Annotated in this window: 18 protein-coding genes and 2 pseudogenes; 11 read left to right on the top strand and 9 right to left on the bottom strand. The window is 60.6% G+C overall.

From position 1 onward, the window contains the following. Window positions 1–18: 18 nt before the first annotated feature. From XH81_RS16110 to XH81_RS16100, 3 genes are all read right to left on the bottom strand, one after another. On the bottom strand, window positions 19–1110 hold the full coding sequence (locus XH81_RS16110) for a PAS domain-containing sensor histidine kinase (RefSeq protein WP_049801957.1): 1092 nt from the start codon (window positions 1108–1110) through the stop codon (window positions 19–21). Between the two features lie 26 nt (window positions 1111–1136). Next, window positions 1137–1931 (bottom strand): alpha/beta fold hydrolase, encoded by a 795-nt coding sequence (locus XH81_RS16105; protein WP_028140614.1) that lies wholly within the window; start codon window positions 1929–1931, stop codon window positions 1137–1139. A 561-nt stretch (window positions 1932–2492) separates the two neighbouring features. Further along, on the bottom strand, window positions 2493–2864 hold the full coding sequence (locus XH81_RS16100; RefSeq protein ID WP_028149229.1) for a hypothetical protein: 372 nt from the start codon (window positions 2862–2864) through the stop codon (window positions 2493–2495). A gap of 502 nt (window positions 2865–3366) precedes the next feature. Between XH81_RS16100 and XH81_RS16095 the strand changes: the two genes are divergently transcribed. Continuing rightward, complete coding sequence (locus XH81_RS16095; protein WP_028140612.1) at window positions 3367–4044, top strand: Crp/Fnr family transcriptional regulator; 678 nt, start codon at window positions 3367–3369, stop codon at window positions 4042–4044. 222 nt (window positions 4045–4266) lie between these two features. Here XH81_RS16095 and XH81_RS16090 read toward each other — a convergent pair whose 3' ends face one another. The 3 genes from XH81_RS16090 to XH81_RS16080 form a co-directional block, all read right to left on the bottom strand. Further along, complete coding sequence (locus tag XH81_RS16090; RefSeq protein WP_028140611.1) at window positions 4267–5079, bottom strand: transglutaminase-like domain-containing protein; 813 nt, start codon at window positions 5077–5079, stop codon at window positions 4267–4269. 130 nt (window positions 5080–5209) lie between these two features. Further along, entirely contained in the window at window positions 5210–6094 is an 885-nt protein-coding gene (locus tag XH81_RS16085) for a transglutaminase family protein (protein WP_028140610.1), read from the bottom strand. A gap of 77 nt (window positions 6095–6171) precedes the next feature. Next, the gene (locus XH81_RS16080; protein WP_028140609.1) at window positions 6172–6555 is read right to left on the bottom strand and encodes a response regulator; all 384 of its coding nucleotides are present in this window, start codon (window positions 6553–6555) and stop codon (window positions 6172–6174) included. Between the two features lie 495 nt (window positions 6556–7050). Here XH81_RS16080 and XH81_RS16075 point away from each other — a divergent pair, with 495 nt between their 5' ends. The 3 genes and pseudogenes from XH81_RS16075 to XH81_RS16065 all read left to right on the top strand — a co-directional run. After that, window positions 7051–7395 carry a DUF1488 domain-containing protein gene (locus XH81_RS16075; protein WP_049801955.1) on the top strand — a complete coding sequence of 115 codons (345 nt, stop codon included), beginning with the start codon at window positions 7051–7053 and terminating at the stop codon, window positions 7393–7395. A gap of 1411 nt (window positions 7396–8806) precedes the next feature. Continuing rightward, window positions 8807–9082: a hypothetical protein gene (locus XH81_RS16070; protein WP_085968048.1), complete on the top strand. Its 276-nt coding sequence runs from the start codon at window positions 8807–8809 to the stop codon at window positions 9080–9082. Window positions 9083–9186: 104 nt separating this feature from the next. After that, window positions 9187–9426, top strand: a pseudogene (locus XH81_RS16065) (DUF3363 domain-containing protein); the annotation flags it as partial. Window positions 9427–9495: 69 nt separating this feature from the next. Here XH81_RS16065 and XH81_RS16060 read toward each other — a convergent pair. Next, window positions 9496–9954 (bottom strand): annotated as a pseudogene (locus tag XH81_RS16060) (FUSC family protein); the annotation flags it as partial. A gap of 189 nt (window positions 9955–10143) precedes the next feature. On the opposite strand from XH81_RS16060, the gene XH81_RS16055 reads away from it, so the two are divergent. Next, window positions 10144–11082 (top strand): AraC family transcriptional regulator, encoded by a 939-nt coding sequence (locus tag XH81_RS16055; protein WP_028140606.1) that lies wholly within the window; start codon window positions 10144–10146, stop codon window positions 11080–11082. On the opposite strand, the gene ribB is transcribed toward XH81_RS16055, so the two are convergent. Together ribB and XH81_RS16045 are read right to left on the bottom strand one after the other, a co-directional pair. After that, window positions 11041–12117: a 3,4-dihydroxy-2-butanone-4-phosphate synthase gene (ribB, locus tag XH81_RS16050; protein ID WP_028140605.1), complete on the bottom strand. Its 1077-nt coding sequence runs from the start codon at window positions 12115–12117 to the stop codon at window positions 11041–11043. The two genes, XH81_RS16055 and ribB, sit on opposite strands and share 42 nt — an antisense overlap. A gap of 142 nt (window positions 12118–12259) precedes the next feature. After that, a complete protein-coding gene (locus XH81_RS16045; protein WP_240536499.1) occupies window positions 12260–12817 on the bottom strand; it encodes an Lrp/AsnC family transcriptional regulator in 558 nt (185 codons plus the stop codon). A 675-nt stretch (window positions 12818–13492) separates the two neighbouring features. On the opposite strand from XH81_RS16045, the gene XH81_RS16040 reads away from it, so the two are divergent. The 6 genes from XH81_RS16040 (at window position 13493) to XH81_RS16015 (ending at window position 17894) form a co-directional block, all read left to right on the top strand. Beyond that, window positions 13493–13846: a VOC family protein gene (locus XH81_RS16040; RefSeq protein WP_028140602.1), complete on the top strand. Its 354-nt coding sequence runs from the start codon at window positions 13493–13495 to the stop codon at window positions 13844–13846. 90 nt (window positions 13847–13936) lie between these two features. Beyond that, complete coding sequence (locus tag XH81_RS16035) at window positions 13937–14461, top strand: flavin reductase family protein (RefSeq protein ID WP_018316668.1); 525 nt, start codon at window positions 13937–13939, stop codon at window positions 14459–14461. A gap of 114 nt (window positions 14462–14575) precedes the next feature. After that, a complete protein-coding gene (locus XH81_RS16030; RefSeq protein ID WP_028140601.1) occupies window positions 14576–15445 on the top strand; it encodes a branched-chain amino acid ABC transporter permease in 870 nt (289 codons plus the stop codon). Further along, entirely contained in the window at window positions 15429–16460 is a 1032-nt protein-coding gene (locus tag XH81_RS16025) for a branched-chain amino acid ABC transporter permease (RefSeq protein ID WP_240536500.1), read from the top strand. The genes XH81_RS16030 and XH81_RS16025 overlap by 17 nt, the downstream gene beginning before the upstream one ends. Then, on the top strand, window positions 16457–17182 hold the full coding sequence (locus XH81_RS16020; RefSeq protein WP_028140599.1) for an ABC transporter ATP-binding protein: 726 nt from the start codon (window positions 16457–16459) through the stop codon (window positions 17180–17182). The genes XH81_RS16025 and XH81_RS16020 overlap by 4 nt, the downstream gene beginning before the upstream one ends. Continuing rightward, a complete protein-coding gene (locus XH81_RS16015; protein ID WP_028140598.1) occupies window positions 17175–17894 on the top strand; it encodes an ABC transporter ATP-binding protein in 720 nt (239 codons plus the stop codon). Before XH81_RS16020 ends, XH81_RS16015 begins: the two co-directional genes overlap by 8 nt. Window positions 17895–17958: the final 64 nt, after the last annotated feature.

The raw sequence follows: 17958 nt of genomic DNA, 5'->3' as shown, positions 1-17958 counted from the left end.
GCCATTGCAGCATGCAGGTTACGCCAGCGGCATTGAGAAACTAAAGCGGGTCTCCGCGGGGGTCGATGCGACGGTCAATGCGCCCCCATGCGCCTTTGCGATCTGAGAGGCGATGTACAGCCCAAGTCCAAGCCCTTGCTTGCTCGCACGGGCCTTGCCGCGGAAGAACGGTTCGAACAGCTTGTCCATCACCGTTTGCGGAATAGCCTCACCCGCATTGGCGACCCAGAGCTCGAACAATCCATTTCGCGTCTCGGCGTGAACGGTGATGGGCTTGTTGGCCGTGCCATGCGTCACGGCGTTGCCGAGCAAGTTGGAAAGGAGCTGGCCGATGCGGATGCGATCGCAGTTTACCGGCCCGTCGACGGCAAACTCGAATTCGATGACGCGACCGGGCGAAGCCAGCCTCAGTTCGTCGATCACCTGGGCAAGGACGGGCTCCAGCGGTCCTTTCGCATCATATTCCAGGGTAATGCCACCGCCCAGACGACCGCGTGCAAAGTCGAGGACGTTGTCGATCATCGAGGCCATGCGCATGACCGTCGTCTGCATCATGGCGACGATCTGCTGCTCCTTCTCATTCTGCACGGTACGGCCGAGAAGTCTCGCGCCGGCGCTGATGGAGGCGAGAGGATTGCGAAGATCGTGACCAAGTACGGCGATGAACTGTTCCCGCAGTTCGGAGGTTTCGTGCTCGAGCAGCAGCACTTCTTGCGTCGCCCTTTCGGCAGCAATGGCCAATTCTCGGCCGGCGAGGAGCTCCTGTTCGTAGCGCCGTCGGTCGGTCGCCTTGATCAACGCAAGACGGATCAGCAGCAGCTTTCCATCCGCATCGCGGCGCTCGTTCGCGTTGGCGATCATGTGGAGCGGCTCACCGGCAGTGGTCACCATGTCGATAGCGAATTCGTTGAAGAAGCCCTGCATCCGCAGCAGCGGCGCGATATGAGTTTCGTAGTAGATGCGGCCTGGCATGGTCAGGAAATCGGTGAAACGCTTGCCGACCATCTGGTCTGCCGGGTGCCCGCTCCACGCCAGCAAGGTCGGGTTGACATGCTCAATGCGGCCGTTCGGGTGCAGGGTGACGTACCCGCACGGGGCGTTGTTGACCATGTCCTCGAAGTCTGGACCGGAGACGCTCACGAGACGAAGGCTCGAATCGCCGCGATGACCTCGTCGGGCGCACTGAGGTTCGGGCAATGCCCGGTCGCGTTCAGGACGATCATTCGACCGCCGGGGATACTACGGGCAACGAAATCGCCGACCTCCTGGGAGGCGATGATGTCTTCGCTGCATTGGAGGACGAGGGTCGGAACGGAGACCTCCGCGAGATCCTTACGGTTGTCGGAGGTGAAAGTCACTCGGGCGAACGCTTTGGCAATATCGGGATCCGTGCGGCAGAAGCTATTCGTGAGCTCCTGACCGAGAGCCGGCCGGTCGGAATTGCCCATGATCATAGGTGCCATCTGCGCCGACCAACCCATGTGGTTGGATTCGAGAAATTCGAGCAATTCATCGATCTGCTTGGCACTGAACCCGCCAACATATCCTTCGTCGTCGATGTAGCGGGCTGAAGGGCCGATGAGCACGAGCTTGCCGAACGTGCCTGGCGCTTGTCGCGCGGCCAGCACGCCGATCATGCTGCTGACGGAATGTCCGACGAAGACGGAATCCTTCAAACCAAGTTCGGTGCCGATTTCGACCACGTCGTCGGCGTAACCCGACAAGGTCGAATACTTGGCCCTGTCGTAGGCCGACAGATCGGATCCGCCGGCGCCGACGTGGTCGAACACAACGGTCATGAAGTCCTTTTCGAACGCCGGAGCCACGAACCGCCACATGTTCTGATCGCACCCGAAGCCGTGGGCGAAGACCATCGCCCTGTCGCCCGCGCCACGAACCTGGACGTTATTCCGTTCGATTACATTTGCCATCCGACCCCTTTGAATCATGCATCATTCTTGCAAGCTTTCCGCAGTTGCCGGGGCGCAGTCCGGTTTGCGAGCCCTAGAGGGGAAACGGACCTGTTTGGACGTTCGAGCTCTCAGCGGGATACCCCGGTGCGCTCCCGGGATCAGAAAGGGCATGAGGAACGTGTCTTGCCTTGCAATGTTTGACTTTGCTGGCTGGAGACAGCCGGTTCACCGCGTGCGTCTGGCAAGGCTTCGCAAGGAAGACGCGATTTGCCGCCGCTGATTCCGGTCAGGTCCCGGCGGGAGCGTCCGAGCAAACCGGAGCATCTGATGGCGCAATTGAACAAGTTGCGAGATGCTGTAGCCGATTTGTTTGTCTGTTCGCTTGCGCAGAAGTGACCGCATGACATCAACCATGGATAGGCGGCGTGCTGGCTCTCCTTCACTGAAGAGCTACGGAAGCCATAATGGAACCTGGCTTGATGCCCCCCCGCTGGTCAATATTGCTCAACTTGCAAGTAATTGTCCTGAACCCATCTAGGACAGCCGGGAGCGTACGCTTCGGTCACAGCGTTCAGGATCCTAGGTCAGCCTGTGAAATGCCGGCGGCAGTGTCTCTCGAACCAGTTCACTTAGATTCAAAGTCTCGCCACTTTCGGCGATGTCAGAGAACAGAACCTCGACGAAGGGATGTTGGCGGTTGAACGCGATACCTCGCTCGTATTTCGCGCGCACAATCCGTTGCAGTGCGGGCAGGTTCAGTCTTCCGAGCGCGTTGTATTGACCTCGGAAAAGACTTTGGCGTCCTCCGCGATGCTCGACAGATTCCGCCCAGATGTCCATCACTTTCCGACTCATGAACGCCTCGACCTGTTTGTTGTCGTCCCGCGCAATGAGCCGGAGCCCGTCCATGGTGTGCGGTCCGTCATCGATCCGAAGTTGCGCAAGTGACATGGCATCCTCCTATTGTCGACCACTGTTCATATCTGCAGCTGGTGCCACTCTCCTGCCGGCTGGCACGATCAGAGACACAGGATAGGATATGGGTATGGGAGGGTCGAATAACGAGGGATGCAAAGCAGACTCAGTAAAGAGTCGTGTCGCTGCTGCCTTCTACAATAATCCCGTCAACCTCTCCATGGTGAGCTATATTGACCAGCGCGTCGCGCCGCCGGGCTTCTATGCTCCACCTTAAGATCGTGCCGCGCACAGGGCCAGCGCCTCCTCGTCTGAGATGACCGAAAACGCCCGCTGATGGGCGCACAGTGAGCCGCGCCGCTTGGAAAGTGGCTCTTCCCTAGAATTGCGAACAATCAAGGAGTAAAGTCTGCCCAACGGGTCCGCTCCCGCAAGTTCCAGCCGGCAAGAAGCGGCTGTTCGTCGCTTGGTCGAGAAAGTCGTTCGCTTGGCAATCGATCGAAGCGGGCAAGTCTCGTCGATCCAAGGGAGTCCACGCGTGGCGAAGTCGACCAAGGACATGTTCGACCCCCAGAAATTTCTCGCCAGGGTGGGCACCGGCAAAGCCATTCTGACGTTTCGCAAGAACCAGCTTGTGTTTCAGCAAGGCGACCCTGCTGACTCAGTGTTCTACATTCAAAGCGGCAAGGTCAAGCTGACGGTCGTTTCGGAGCAGGGCAAAGAAGCAGTCGTCGCCATTCTCGAGCCCGGTCAGTTCTTCGGCGAGGGGTGCATGAATGGTCACCCTCTGCGGATGTCGACGACAGCGGCGATGGAAGATTGCGTCATCACATCGATAACCAGAGAATCGATGATGTCGGCTATTCGTGACGAGCCGAAATTCTCCCAGCTGTTCATTTCGTATCTCTTGACCCGAAATAGCCGGATCGAGGAGGACCTGATCGACCAGCTATTCAATTCCAGCGAACGGCGGCTTGCTCGTCTGCTGTTGCTCCTCGCCAATTTCGGCAAGGAAGGCAGTCCGCAGCCGATCAGCGCGAGCATCAATCAGGAGACATTGGCTGAAATGATCGGAACGACACGATCGCGGGTCAGCTATTTCATGAACAAGTTTCGAAGATTGGGGCTCATCAGCTATAACGGCCACATCGAAGTCCACAACTCGTTGTTGAGTGCGGTGTTGCACGAGAAGCCTGTGCTGAGAGAGCGCGACTAGAGGGACCGTCCCAAGCGACGGCCCCAGAGCGTGGGGGCGCAATGAGGCCGTCATTTCCTCGGATGCTTTGGGGGGCGTTTGCATCCGGTCGTGCTTACCAAGTTGCGCCACCGACATTCGTTCCGGCAGAGGCCCAACTCGGTTTCGTACTGACAAATCCCGTCGCAAGTCCGCGATCATTTCTCCAAGCGATTCAGGGTCCAGACTCGCTGTATCCTGTGCTCAGGAAGAAGGGATCTCGTCGGTCCACACTTTGAAGCTGACCAAGGTGTTGGGGCCAAACGTCTGGGTAATCGGCACGTCGGCAGCGTCACGTCCTTGAGAAATCAGCACACGTCCAATCCGGGGGACGTTGTTGCGTGGATCGAATGTGTACCAACGCCCGCCGATATAGGCTTCGAACCATCCCGCGAAGTCCCCTGGGGCATAAGGGGGAGGCATACCAATGTCGCCGAGATAGCCGGTGCAGTATCTGGCGGGAATGTTCATGCAGCGACAGAACGTGACGGCCAGATGCGCGAAGTCCCGGCACACGCCCTTGCGCTCGTTGAAGACGTCCCGGGCCGTCTTGGTTGCATGCGCGTGCTCATAGCCGAATTCAATGTGATTGTGAACGAAATCACAGATCGCCTGAACACGGGCCCATCCGGGCGAGACCTTCTCGAAGAGTTTCCACGCGACATCGGACAGCTGGTCGGTTTCGCAATAGCGGCTGCCGAGCAGATACACGATCGTCTCTGCCGGCAAGTCCTCGACCGCGTGTTGGGTAGCCGAGGGCACAACGACGTCCGGCAAGCCCGTGTCGCGAACGATCCCGTCAGCCGCCAGGCGCATTCGACCCGCTGGCGCAACGATGCGGCTGCACCAGTTACCGAAGCCGTCACGATAGGGGACGATCGCAACCGAGGGCGTGGTGGTCAGATAATCGGGGACGATAACGTCCGATGCCCGGGAAAAATGAACGCCCAGGACCATGATCATGGGCGTGGGCTGCGGAAAGTCGTAGATCATCTCATAGCCGACCCGGATCTTCACGCGGCGTCCTCCAAAGTCGACAAATTCCCGCGGCTGCTAATCGTGAGCATGGCTCGTCGACACAGCGCAGCACTGCAAAAGTGCCAACGCGTTAGTAGTTGCCGTGTTCCTGTCCGTTCATTGAGCAACTCTATGACAGAGCTGACGTCGTTTTGACGTTCACGTCCACGTCCATTCCAAGCTCATCCTCGCGAGTTCCCCAATAACTGCCAAACAGGGGAACAGCTTGGCTCGGGACCCTGGCCACCGCCACGCGGATCAGATCTCGGTTTCCGACGATCCCATTGGTCGGATCGAACTCGACCCAGCCGGAGCCGGGGACGTAAATCTGACACCAGGCATGAGTGGCTCCCCCGCCCAGCCAGGCTGGACCATCGCGATCCGGTACGTAGATATAGCCGGTGATAAAGCGTGCGGCGAAACCTAGGCTTCGCGCGGCTTCAATCATCAAGACGGCAAAGTCCCGACAGCTGCCCTTCCTGCGTTCAAGTGTCGTGGAGGGACTTTGCGTTCCTGGCGCCGTGCGGCGGTCATATGCAAAGCCATCCGAGATTGCTTCATTGAGGGTCATCAGGACCTGGCCCGTACGGCGTCTGGTCCCGCGCACGAGAAACGTATCCAGCCACCGGCCGAGATGATCTTCCGGGTGCGAGAACCATCTTTGAACATAGGGTGCCAGGTCCGGCGCCTCATCATCCTGATACGCAAATGGATGGTCCTTCGCGTGGGCCTCAATTCTGAAGTCGGGCGCATTCTCCGGCGTGTGGTCGACCTTGATGATACACTCGAATCGCAAGTAGTCGCTGTCACAGGCAAATTCGACCTGCGCAACACAATTCCCGAAGACGTCGTGCAGCCACCTCACCTCCGAGGGCGCGGGCGTCACATCGAGCGAGAAATCAATCAGTCGCTGGTCGAAACTGTCGCGCGGGCGCGCCATCAGTTGATGTCGGCCCAGCCTGACCGCACGCCGGTACCGATATGTTGTGACATGCCGGACGAGGAAGATCGCCATAATGTTGCCGATCGACGAGAGGTGAGGGCTAGTTAGGATGGCCGCTTGACGCGGATGGTCGGGCGATGTTGGGCGCCTCAGGCGTGGCCAATCATCGTGCGAATCCCAGCTATGATCTGCCAGGCTTGGAGCGGCTTACCGTAGAATCTGCTGCGGGGGGGAAGATCGATGCTGGGCGGGTTCAATTGCTCGGACATCAGGATGATATCGATCGCCGGCCACCGTTTACGCACGGTACGCGCGAGGCCCATGCCGTCCATGCTGCCCGGCAGCTGGATGTCGGCGCAAACGAGCGCGATGTCGGATCTGGAGCTCAGGATTGCGAGGGCTTCGTCGGTATCCCGCGCTTCCAACGGCGTGTAGCCGGCGTCTTCCACCATGCCAACTGCGCGCATGCGGAGCACCATCTCGTCTTCTACGACGAGAACGATGGCTGGACTGCGTGACGGACCGAACGTCATCGGTAACTCTCCGCAATGCGGGTGCGAGTTGATCCTAGGCATCTCGTCCCCCGATGGCTGCCTCGCTGGGGTATCCCTCGTGCTGCTGAAATGTTCCATCATGCAGAGACTTTTGGCGCTGGCGGCGCGGGCCCGCGCAGGCGAGCAACTACCACTGAATGAGCACCGCACCAGCGATCACAAGCGCGAAGAAGATCGGCAGCAGGACCGGCGGTACCAGCCACTCGCGGAGTCCGAATTTGGAGATGTTCGACATATTGACCGCCTCTTGGTCGCGGCGGGAGCACGATGCTCTCAGTCACCGATAACAGCCGTGAACTCGCGGTGATATTCGAGATATAATGCCCATCGGCGGAATAACGAGGTCAAGCAGAACTATTTGCTGTGACAGGGGCGAGCAGAGTTGTAGTTCGCTTTCAACGTAGCCACTTAAGGGTTGGCGCAATCGCCTTAACGCTCTTTCCCCCTCGCCATGCTTGGCCGTTGCGAGCGTCGATGCAGATTGGCCATCGACCGGCGCAAAATCGGATAAGTCGGCAAGGAAGTCTCCTTCACCGACAACTGATCGGCCCCGACCATATGATCGAGTTTCCAAACCATAGCCGTTCATACGACCGCACGCGGCGTGCCGTACGATTCTGGGGACACGACAGCGCTATCGAGGCATCGTTTTTCATCGACGAAGATGCGCTGAAGCGAATTCAACCAGATGCCGGTTACGATGAAACGGGCTTTCTCCGCGTGTTCGATTGCAATCGCGACTTGATATGCGCCGCCGCTGCCAAGGTGTACGTCCGCGGCAGTAGGGGCTCTTACGATTTGGTCGCCGGTAATTTTTGAACCGATTGCGCTTTGTGAGGGCTTCGTCTCATCCGAAACTGCTCAACGCTTGCCGAAACGTCGGCCCTTCAATCTGAAAAGATGTCAGGCGGCGCGTCGATCGACGTTGGTCCTGATCAGCTTGGCCACGCGCCATCGTTCTGGCGGGCCATCTGCTCAATTCCCTTGTTCGGAATGGCGAAAAATCGCCGCGATTGTTTGTTCTCCCGATACCAACAAAATGCCACCAAACGGACGGAGGCGGTGAATTTTTGCGTGTGTTTTCAACGCGATCGAGGGCTGCCGACACAGGAATACAACAATATGATGCACTGTATTTACTGGCAAAAATAAAACTGCAGGCTGCCTCGGCAGCAGGCACCGCTCATCGCGTTCCGGTCTCCAAAATCGCCCCCGACCGGAATCGAACCCGGTTCTGACTCGAAGTCCCAGCGGGGACTCGACCTAACGTAACGCGAGGTTAAGGGCGGGCCTATGTCGCGTGCACGCGAAACCGGTATCGATAACGCGGGATCGCGCGACGCTGATCCGCGATCTGCTGGGCGTCCAATGACGAGAGCGTCCTAATGTCCGAAAACACTGAACAAGGCGCTGCGGACCATGGACTGCGATAATGCCCCGGCGGCGACCACCGCGCGCACGCGTCCGCTCGACCGCGTCGACCTGCTGAGCGAGTAGGTCGCGTTCGACGACGATGTAGTCGGAAGCCCAGCTCGCCCATAGTACGGAGAAAAAGAGCGCCACTGCGCGACGAGGTGGTACGGCGCCAGCTTTGGGACAATAAGAACCAGGCATCTGTAACCGTGCGGCCTAGCGGGCCGAACGGTGCGTTTAATACAACATAAAGTTGATCGCCTTGATAGCCTGAGCGACGATGCGCCCGCCGTTTCGCTACGCAGACGGCGGCCTAGCTCGCCCTCGTTTCGAGCCTCGGCAGCGAAGCGTGATATTCATCCACGCTGTCGAGGTCGATCATGGTCTTGCCCCCCATCTTGTAGGCCCTGATCCTCTCGTGGGCGATCAGCTCGTAGGCCTTAGTCTTTCAGAATTTGCCATAGCGGCAACCGTCCTTGAACTCGACGAGTCGGCGCCGCTCGTTGTTATCATTGTCAACCATGGTTCCTGCACGTGCTCCGATGATCCCGGCCAGAATCGGATCGAGCGCCGTTGAGCGAGATGGGCATTTCCATGGCGCGACCTTGGTGTCGATGCGGGCCTCCTAGGAAGGCGCTGGATTTGTGGTAGCTGACGAGGTTGCTGTTGACTTGTTTCGACGCCATCTGCGCGTTGCTCAACTGTCCGGGATGCGTTGATCCATATCGCCTACGGTGCCAAACAAAAGGCCGGTCCGTCCGATTTGTACGCTACGGCGCGCAGCGGTTAGCGGCGGGATCACCAGTCCGGCACGTCGATCGATTACGAAGGACGCATCAGCAAACGAGGCGACGTCGCCGTACGCGAGGCGCTTTGCGAGGCGGCCGCAAGCCTGCTGCTGCGGGTCAGGAATGATCGGCACTGCGGGCATGGGGCCTGCGGATCGCCAAACGGTCGAGCATGCTGTGCGCGATCACCGCGGTGGCACGGAAGCTGGCAAGCATTCTGCACCGGATGTGGGTTAGCGAGACCGACTTCCACGTCGGGTTTGGCGAAGATCACGCAGCGGCTGCGGTTGAAACCGGCGCAGTAGTCGCGGTGCAGGTGACGACAGATTAGCGCTGGGCTACCGCGGTCATGAAGCTCAGCGCCGCGATCGGACCGACGCCGGGAATCTGCATGAAGCGCCGGCACAGGACGCGGCTCGATCGGGAGATCCGGCTGGCGGCAGATGAGACCGGCTCGATCGATCTTCGCCCAGAGAACCCCGGCCAGTCCGATCCCGAGATCCGGCGCCTGATGGTCGGTCGCCTTCAACATTTGGAGAAGATGGGCCTCGCCGCATCTGCCGCATCGGGGGAATGGATGGTTGGGCTCGAGGCCGAGCGCAGCTTGCGCGATCTCGGCATGCGCGGCGACATCATCAAGACCATGCACACCCGTATTCGGTGCCTTGTCGACGCGCGCGCAGAGCACATCGGTGGTCCGGGCGAAGGCGTCCGACAATGCGGCGCAGAGGGATTTCAGCACAGGAGTAGTGACGTCGCTCGGGAACAGCAGGGTGTGCACCAAGGTCGCACAGCCGATGCCGAGCAGGATCTCCTCGACACGCGACAGCGCGGTCACAAATACCATCGCCGGAACGTTGACGCTCGAGAACGCGATTGTCGTCGCGGTGTAGCCTGCCAGCAGGAAAGCATAGCTGCGCGGCGTGCGATCCTGCAAGGAGATATAGAGGCAGAGTCCGGCCCATGCGGTAACGGCAACCGACAATAACGCGGGTTGATCGACCAGGATCGGGACCAGCGCCAGCGCCACGCAGGCGCCCAGCAATGTCCCGACAAAGCGGTAGACGGCGCGTGACCGAACCGCGCCGGCGAACGGCTGTGCGGTCAGATAGACCGTGAGCATCGCCCAATACGGCCGCTCCAATCCGAGCCGGAAGGCAAAATAGATCGCGAGCATTGCCGCGATGAAGGAGTTCGAAGAGAACAGCGCCCATTTCGGATCGAGCCGGCCGGGCGCTGCTGTTGCGAGAAGCCGAGACAGAAATGGTGAAGGCATGATGTGATCGTCCGTGAAGCACGGAGACCATAGGCGTTGCTGCGTCGAGAGAATTTCGTTATTCTGCCAATTAATTGCTAAAGGATGACAATGCGCGGCACGCTCTATCAGCACTATCGGCGGTTCGATCCTGACATTTTGGACCGTCCGATCGTGGCCGGCATGGTGGATACCCGGGAGCAGGAGGACGAGCTGCCGGTTCACATCCATCGCAAGGGACAGCTCGTCCTCGCCCAGCGCGGCGGTGTGACGTGCGAAGTGCCGAGCGGCCTGTGGATGGTCCCGCCGCGCTGCGGCGTCTGGATTCCCGGCGGTATGCCCCACAGCAATCGCGTCAGCGGCAACGCCAGCCTGCTGTTTCTCTATGTGGACATGGATGCGGCGAGCGTGCCGCAGGAATGCTGCACGCTGTCGATCTCACCGCTGTTGCACGAGCTGATCCATCGGATGGCGACGCTGCCCCCGCTCTACGATCCCGACGGCCCGCCCGCGCAGATCGCCGCGGTGCTCCTCAACGAGTTGATCGCCATGCCGACCGAACGGCTGCATCTTCCGATCACGCGGAGTTCGAAACTGCGTATGATCGCCGATGCCTTGATGGACAATCCGGCCGACCGTAGGACCGTGGCGGAGTGGGCGCAAGCCGTCGCGCTCGGCGAGCGGACGCTGATGCGCATTGTGCTCGCCGAGACCGGCATGACCTTCAGTCGCTGGCGTCAGCAGCTTCAGATCATCGTCGCCATCCAGAAATTGTCTGCTGGCAACACGGTTCAGTCCGTGTCCGAGGCGCTCGGCTACGAGTCGGTGAGCGCGTTCATCACCATGTTCAAGAAGGCGCTTGGCAAATCGCCGGCGCGCTACTTCTCCGAGCGCGAGGCCGGCCAGACTGGCCCGGGGGAGACCTGCCGCGATACGAACTGCAAGCTTCGCCGGATGCCTGAGGTGCGGGACGCGCTCAATGGACTTTCGAAACGCGGATGGCTGGAGTTAGAGCGCTTCGTTTCGGACGATCTCGATGCCGAAGCCTGACAGTCCCTTGAAGTGATGCGTCGACGACGTGAGGTGACGGATGGAGCTGATCTTGAGATCCCGCAGGATCTGGGCGCCGACACCGATCTCGCGCCATTGCCGATTACGGTCGTCTTCGCGCGAACTGATCGGGCCTAGCGGCGCAGGCGGAACGCCCGCCGCGCCGTCGCGCAGATAGACGAGCACGCCGCTGCCATTATCCTTGAAGCGTTGCAGAATGACGTTCATCTTGGCCTGTTCCTGACCCGAGAACAAATCGCGCAGGATGTTGGGTTTATAGAAGCGCGTGAGGACGTTGGTGCCGTCGCCCAGTTCTCCGTAGATATAGGCGACGTGATGAATGGGGTCGAACGGCGAGCGATACGAATAGCCCTGGAGCGGGCCGATCGAGCTCTCCGCCGTGACGCTCGAGACGCGCTCGATCAGCGTCTCGCGGGCCTGCCGGAAGCTGATGAGGTCTGCGATGGTGACCTGTTTCAGCTTGTGCTTGTCGGCGAACGCCGCGACTTGCGGACCCTTCATCACCGAGCCATCGTCGTTCATCAGTTCGCTGATGACACCGACCGGCTCGAGACCTGCCAGTCTGCACAGGTCGACGGCGGCCTCGGTGTGACCCGAGCGCATGAGTACGCCACCTTCTTTTGCGATCAGCGGGAAAACGTGTCCCGGCCGGCAAAAATCGCCGGCGCCGACGTTGGGGTTGGCGAGTGCACGGCAGCACGAGGCCCGCTCTTCGGCCGAGATGCCCGTACCGTTATCCGGCCGGTAGTCCACTGACACGGTGAACGCCGTGGTGTGAGCCGAGTCGTTGTTGACAACCATCGGGTCAAGCCGCAGGCGTCTCGCGTCTTCGAGGGTAATCGGAGCGCAGACGATTCCCGATGTATGGCGAATGATGAAGGCCATCTTCGCAGCCGTACACCGCGAGGCGGCAACGACGAGGTCCCCTTCGCCCTCGCGATCGTCGTCGTCGGTGACCACGACGATTTCGCCGTCGGCGAGCGCCTGCAGGGCCGCTTCGATCGATCCCGTCATCTCGGTCGCTCTGCTCGCTGGAACCGACGGGTGCTCGCGTTGGGTCGTGTGCGGATTGTCAGGCTCGCAGCGCCGCTCGAGCACTCTGCCGATCTTAACTTCACCATTATTGCCAACTGGCCGGAGCCCATGGCGGGGCGCCTCATAGCCTTTCCACGCTGTAGCTGGGACGATTGGTGTCGAGCCCGATCGGCGCATCGGACAGCAAAGGACCGGTTGGGTCGTATCGGGGTCTTGGTGAGCGCTCCAGAGGGCGCGAGGGGGTGGCGCAAGCCTTGACGGTGACCGGCCGATTGGCGTCGATCGGCAGCACGGTCTTGTGCGAAATGCGCTTGAGGGCCAGATTTGATCGAATGCTGCTGACGCCGGGAATGCGGGATAGTTTGTTGACAATCAGGTCTTCGAGATCTTCGATGTCGGCCGCCATGACGCGGAGCATGTAGTCGCTCTCACCGGTCATGAGATAGCATTCCATTACCTGGGCCAGCCGGTCGATGGATCGGGTGAAATTCTCGAGGGACGTCTGGACCTGCTTTTCCAGCTTGATCTGGATGAAAGCCGTTACACCAATGCCGAGCACGGCGGGATCGAGAAGGGCGATCCGTCGATCGATCACGCCGAGTTTTTCGAGTGTTCTGACGCGTGCCAGACACGGCGACGGCGAAAGATTGACGCGTGATGCGAGCTCGACATTGGTCAAGCTCGCATTCTGCTGGAGCTCGTTGAGGATCTTGATATCTATTCTGTCGAGAGAGGTTGTCGACATCGCGTATCTCCCAAGTATGGCAGTCTTCTGCGGCGCGTATCACCGTCGTTTGCGGGGTGATGACAATCGCGTGGTAAAAGCTAACCGCAATTGCGCTTGTGGGATTTCGACAAATCGTCGATTTGTATCGAAAAACCGTCAACCTTCGCATTGTGCATTGCGATCAAAAGATTAGTTGCCTACTTCCGATACATTTTTTGCCTATGCGATATGCAGGCCGACGTTGATCCACGGATTCGGTCAAGATGTAATGCCCGCCGCTCCATCGATTGGCTCCCCGTGTCACTTGACGGGACGTGCAGCAGAGCTCGATGTCGAGAACTGCCCTGTTTCGTACAACCGCCTGTCGTCGCGTGTGGCTTCGGTCCCACGTCGCTGACCACGCCGCGGGCGTTGCGCGAGACAAAAGGTTCGGCAGCAACGACGCCCACCTCGTCAACCAGAAAATGGCAAAGATCGGCCGGATGCAGAGTTGGATCTAGCGACTCGACAAGTCGTTACAGCATAAAATGCTGATGAAGCTTCTGTGACAGGCGTTGTTCAAGCAGTAATGCTGAGAGGCTCGGGCGACTATCCACCCACGATCGCACTTGGGTAGCGACGGTTTGGATGTCGAGCGTGAAACTGAAGCAAGTCTATTTGACAGCGAACGATCCTGGACGCCTGGCCGAGTTCTACGAAGGTCTGGGTCTGAAGGTGCGCTTCGCTGATCCCGGCAAGTGGATACAGTTCGTGAGCGATGCGGCTGCGTTCTGCGTCGCCGGACCGACGGAGTCGGTCTCGGACCAGCTGCAAGATGCCGTTCTTGTCTTCGGTGTCGATGACCTCGATGCCGCCATGGAGCGTGCCGCAGCCATGGGGGCGCAAGTCGGCGCGGTCCGGGACATGGAAAGTCACGGCCGTGCGGTGAAGGTGCGGGATCCGGGCGGCAACGTCATCCAGTTCTATCAAGCAGCCGGATAGCTCAGACGTTCACCGGGGCAGCGCTGCATGCCCGGACTCACAACCAGACAAAGAGGGCGCATCCATCTCATGAATCCAAGGGTCGTAGCCATGCCGTCCGCAACACCGCCGCTGTCCGAAACGAGCCCACTCGATGCCGCAGCATTCCGTGCTGCGATGCGCAGCGTGCCGGGCACCGTGTCGATCGTCACGACAGGTCGGGCGCCGAACCGCCATGGTCTGACACTGACGGCGGGCTGCTCGCTGTCGGCGGCTCCGCCCAGCGTGCTGGTTTGCGTCAATCGATCTGCCGGTGCGCACGACATCATTCTCAGCAGTGGGTCGTTCTGCTGGAATATTCTAGGAGTCGAGCATCGCGATCTGGCGCTCAAGTTTTCCGGGCAGGACGGCAGCAAGGGCGATATCCGCTTCGGTGACGGTTTGTGGTGCGATCTCAAAACCGGAGCACCAAGTCTGGTCGGCGCGGTCTGCAGCTTCGATTGCCGCGTGGTGAATGCTTACAGCGACAGTAGTCACACCATTTTCACCGGAGAGGTGGTGGCTCAGACCACGAGGGCCGGATGTGAGTCGCTCGTCTACATCGACGGATGTTTCGCCGCGCCAAAGGCGGTCTGAAACACAGGACGACGTCAGGCGCCGCTACGTTTCCGCTACAGCCAAGATGGAACCGATCAGCATGCAAGGAAGACGAAGACTTTCTATCGCGCATCCATCGGCGGTCGGTCGCTGATGCTGTCGCTCTGGCTCAATGTCATCGCCGGCGGGGTGCTCATCGGGCTGGTTTACGGGCTCGTCGCGCTCGGTCTCACCATCATCTTCGGCGTTATGCGCGTGGTCAATTTCGCTCATGGCGAGATGGTCGTGTTCGGGATCTACATCGGATACTGGACCGTTCAAATCTGTGACATCCCGATCGTTTTAGCCGCCGCGATCGCCGCGGTCGTCATGTTCGTGTTCGGCTATCTGCTAGAGACGCTCGTCGTGAAGCGGTTCGTCAATCGGCCGCATCATTATCAGTTCATCGTCTTCATCGGCCTCTCACTGCTTTTCAGCGGCGTATTGCTGATGTCGTTCGGTCCGGATCCGCGGCCGACGGCGTCTCAGTTGTCCTTCCAGACCGTGAGCGTGGGTCCGCTCACCTTGGATTGGGCCCGCATCCAGGCGGCCGCTACGGCCGGACTGCTGATCGCCGCACTGGGAGCCTATCTGAAGTACTCCGCATTCGGCCGATCGCTGCGGGGCGCCGCCAATAATCGACTGGGCGGACTGGTGGTCGGGCTGAATATCCCTCGGGTCTATGCGGTGACCTTCGGCATCGGAGCCGCCTGCGCTGGCGTCGCCGGCGCATTGATCTCGCCGCTGTTCGATGCGCAGCCCTATCTCGCCGTCGACTTCACGCTGCTGGCCTTCGTGACGGTGATCGTCGGCGGTCTCGGCAGCTTCGGTGGCGCTCTTCTGGGCGGCCTGACGATCGGGGTCGCCGAAGCGATCGCGGCCTTGATGTTCACGCCGTCGATGAAAACAGCACTCCCTTACGCGCTCCTGATCATCATCCTGATTTTCCGTCCGAGGGGGTTTTTCGGTGCAAAGGACATCTGATCAAGCCAGCGACACCAAGCGTTGGGGTGCCGGCGCTCTGGTCTTCGCCGCCCTGGCCGTGGTGGGTGGCATGTCCAACGCCTACGTCATCTCACTTCTGACGATCGTCCTGTTGTTCACCTTCATGGGACAATCGTGGAACCTGATGCTCGGGATCGGCGGGCAGCTATCCATCGGTCACGCGCTGTTCGTTGGAATCGGTGCGTATGCGGTGGCGATCCTGAACATCAAATACGGCGTCACCCCGTGGATCGGTCTGCTGCTGGGCGCGGTGATTGCGGGCTTCGTCGGCGCGGTGCTGGCGTGGCTGAGCTTCCGCTTCGAGGTCCGTGGCATCTATTTCGCGCTGCTCACGATCGCAGCCGCCGAATTCGCCCGGATCATGTTCGGCGGGTGGGACTATGTCGGCGGCATGCAGGGCCTGTTCTATCAGGCGCCGAGCGGCACGATGGACCTCGGGATGCTGCGCGGTGACGCGCGGTTCTACTACTTCGTCGCGCTCGCGCTTGCGGCCATCGGCGTCGCGGGAACGGAGCTGATCTCGCGGTCCTATTGGGGCTATGTCTGGCGGGCGATGCGGGACGACGAAGAGGCCGCCCGCGCACTGGGGGTGCGGACGTTTCGCCACAAGGTGCTGGTGGTCTCGATATCGGCCGCGACGGCCGCGGTCGGCGGCGGCGTGCTGGGCTTGGTGCAGGGTGCGATCTTTCCGGATTCGATCATGGGCATGGCGATCTCGGTCGACGTACTGATCGGCCCTGTGGTCGGCGGATTGGGCACTGCGTTCGGCCCGCTGGTCGGCTCGATGGCCGCGATCCCGCTGCATCACGCCATGGGGGCGCTCGGCGACAGCCTGGGGCTCCCCGGACTGAACAGCGTCGCCTACGGGGCGGTGCTGATCCTGGTCGTGTGGTTTCTGCCCGACGGCATCTGGCCGGCGATCGTCCGGCTCTACGAGGCGATCCAGCTGCCGGCGCGCGGCCGGATCTCACAATTGCGGAAGGTCGAGGAATGACCGCGCTGCTCGAAGTGAAGAACCTGACCAAAGCGTTCGTTGGATTGGTCGCGGTCAATGACGTCAGCTTCTCACTGCAGGCAGGCCGCATCACCGCCCTTATCGGGCCGAACGGCGCCGGCAAGACCACCTGCTTCAATCTCGTCGCCGGGGCGCTGAGACCGACCGCCGGGCGGGTGCTATTCGAGAGGCGTTCGCTCGAGCGCGAGCCGCCCGAAGCGGTGTGCCGCATGGGCATTGCGCGCACCTTCCAGATCGTCCGACCGATGAAAGATATGTCGGTGCTCGAGAATGCCATGGTGGGCGCCTTCAGCTGGACGACGAACGTCAAGGAGGCGCGGGACAAGGCGTATGAGTCGCTCGAAAATGTCGGGCTCGCCGGCAAGGCGAATGCCCGGACGGATCAGTTGACGTTGCCCGATCGCAAGATGCTCGAGATGGCGAAGGCGCTCTCGACTCGCCCCAAGTTGCTGCTGCTCGACGAAGTGATGGCGGGGCTGCGTCCGACCGAAGCGGCAGGCGTCGTCGGCGTGCTGCACCGGCTCGCCGAGGGTGGACTGACGATCCTACTGGTCGAGCACGTGATGCGGATCGTGATGGAAGTGGCGTCGACCGTGGTGGTGCTACACCACGGCGCCAAGATCGCCGAGGGCAAGCCGTCAGAGGTGGTAGCGGATCCTGCGGTGCTGGAAAGTTATCTGGGAGCCGGTTTCCATGCCTGACGACGCGCTTCTCGAAGTCGACGACCTGTGCGTGGCCTATGACGGCTCCAATGCGCTGAACGGCGTGTCGCTCCGCATCGGCAAGGGTGAACTGATCTGCGTGGTCGGCGCCAACGGCGCCGGCAAGACCTCTCTGATCCGATCAATCGCGGGGATCGTGCCGTCGTCGCGCGGTTCCGTCAGGATCAACGGAGTCGAAATCTCGCGGCTACCGCCGTGGGACATCTGCGAAATGGGCATCGCTCAGGTCGCCGAGGGCCGCCAGATTTTCAGTGCGCTCTCCGTCGAGGACAATCTGCTGATCGGCGGCTCGCTGAAGCGGGCCAGGCACGACCTGGCAAATACGCTTGATTCCGTCTATCAGCTGTTCGGGCGACTTCGCGAGCGCCGCGACCAACTCGCCGGCACGCTGTCCGGCGGCGAGCAACAGATGCTGGCGATCGGTCGGGCGATCATGTCGAAGCCAGAAATCGTGATGTTCGACGAGCCGTCGATCGGACTGTCGCCGGCGCTGACCGATGTGATGTTCAGCGTCGTCAAATCCCTCAACGAGCAGGGCATCACGGTCCTTCTCGTCGAGCAGAATGTCGCCAAGTCGCTCGCTCTGAGCAGCCGCGGCTATGTGCTCGAGAACGGCTCCGTGGTGTTGCATGGATCTAGCCGCGATCTGCTCGAGAACCCCGATGTCCAGCGCGCCTATCTGGGATTGTGAGGCGCGCCGTCTCGGCGAGGCGTCGGGCGTTGCGGCTCTCGTCTCGCCGCCGTTCGGTCCACCG

The sequence above is a fragment of the Bradyrhizobium sp. CCBAU 25360 genome (assembly GCF_028128695.1).
GTDB classification, from domain to species: Bacteria; Pseudomonadota; Alphaproteobacteria; order Rhizobiales; family Xanthobacteraceae; genus Bradyrhizobium; species Bradyrhizobium ottawaense.
Note: the sequence above shows the minus strand (reverse complement) of the source record. Positions and strands in the feature narration are given on the sequence as shown.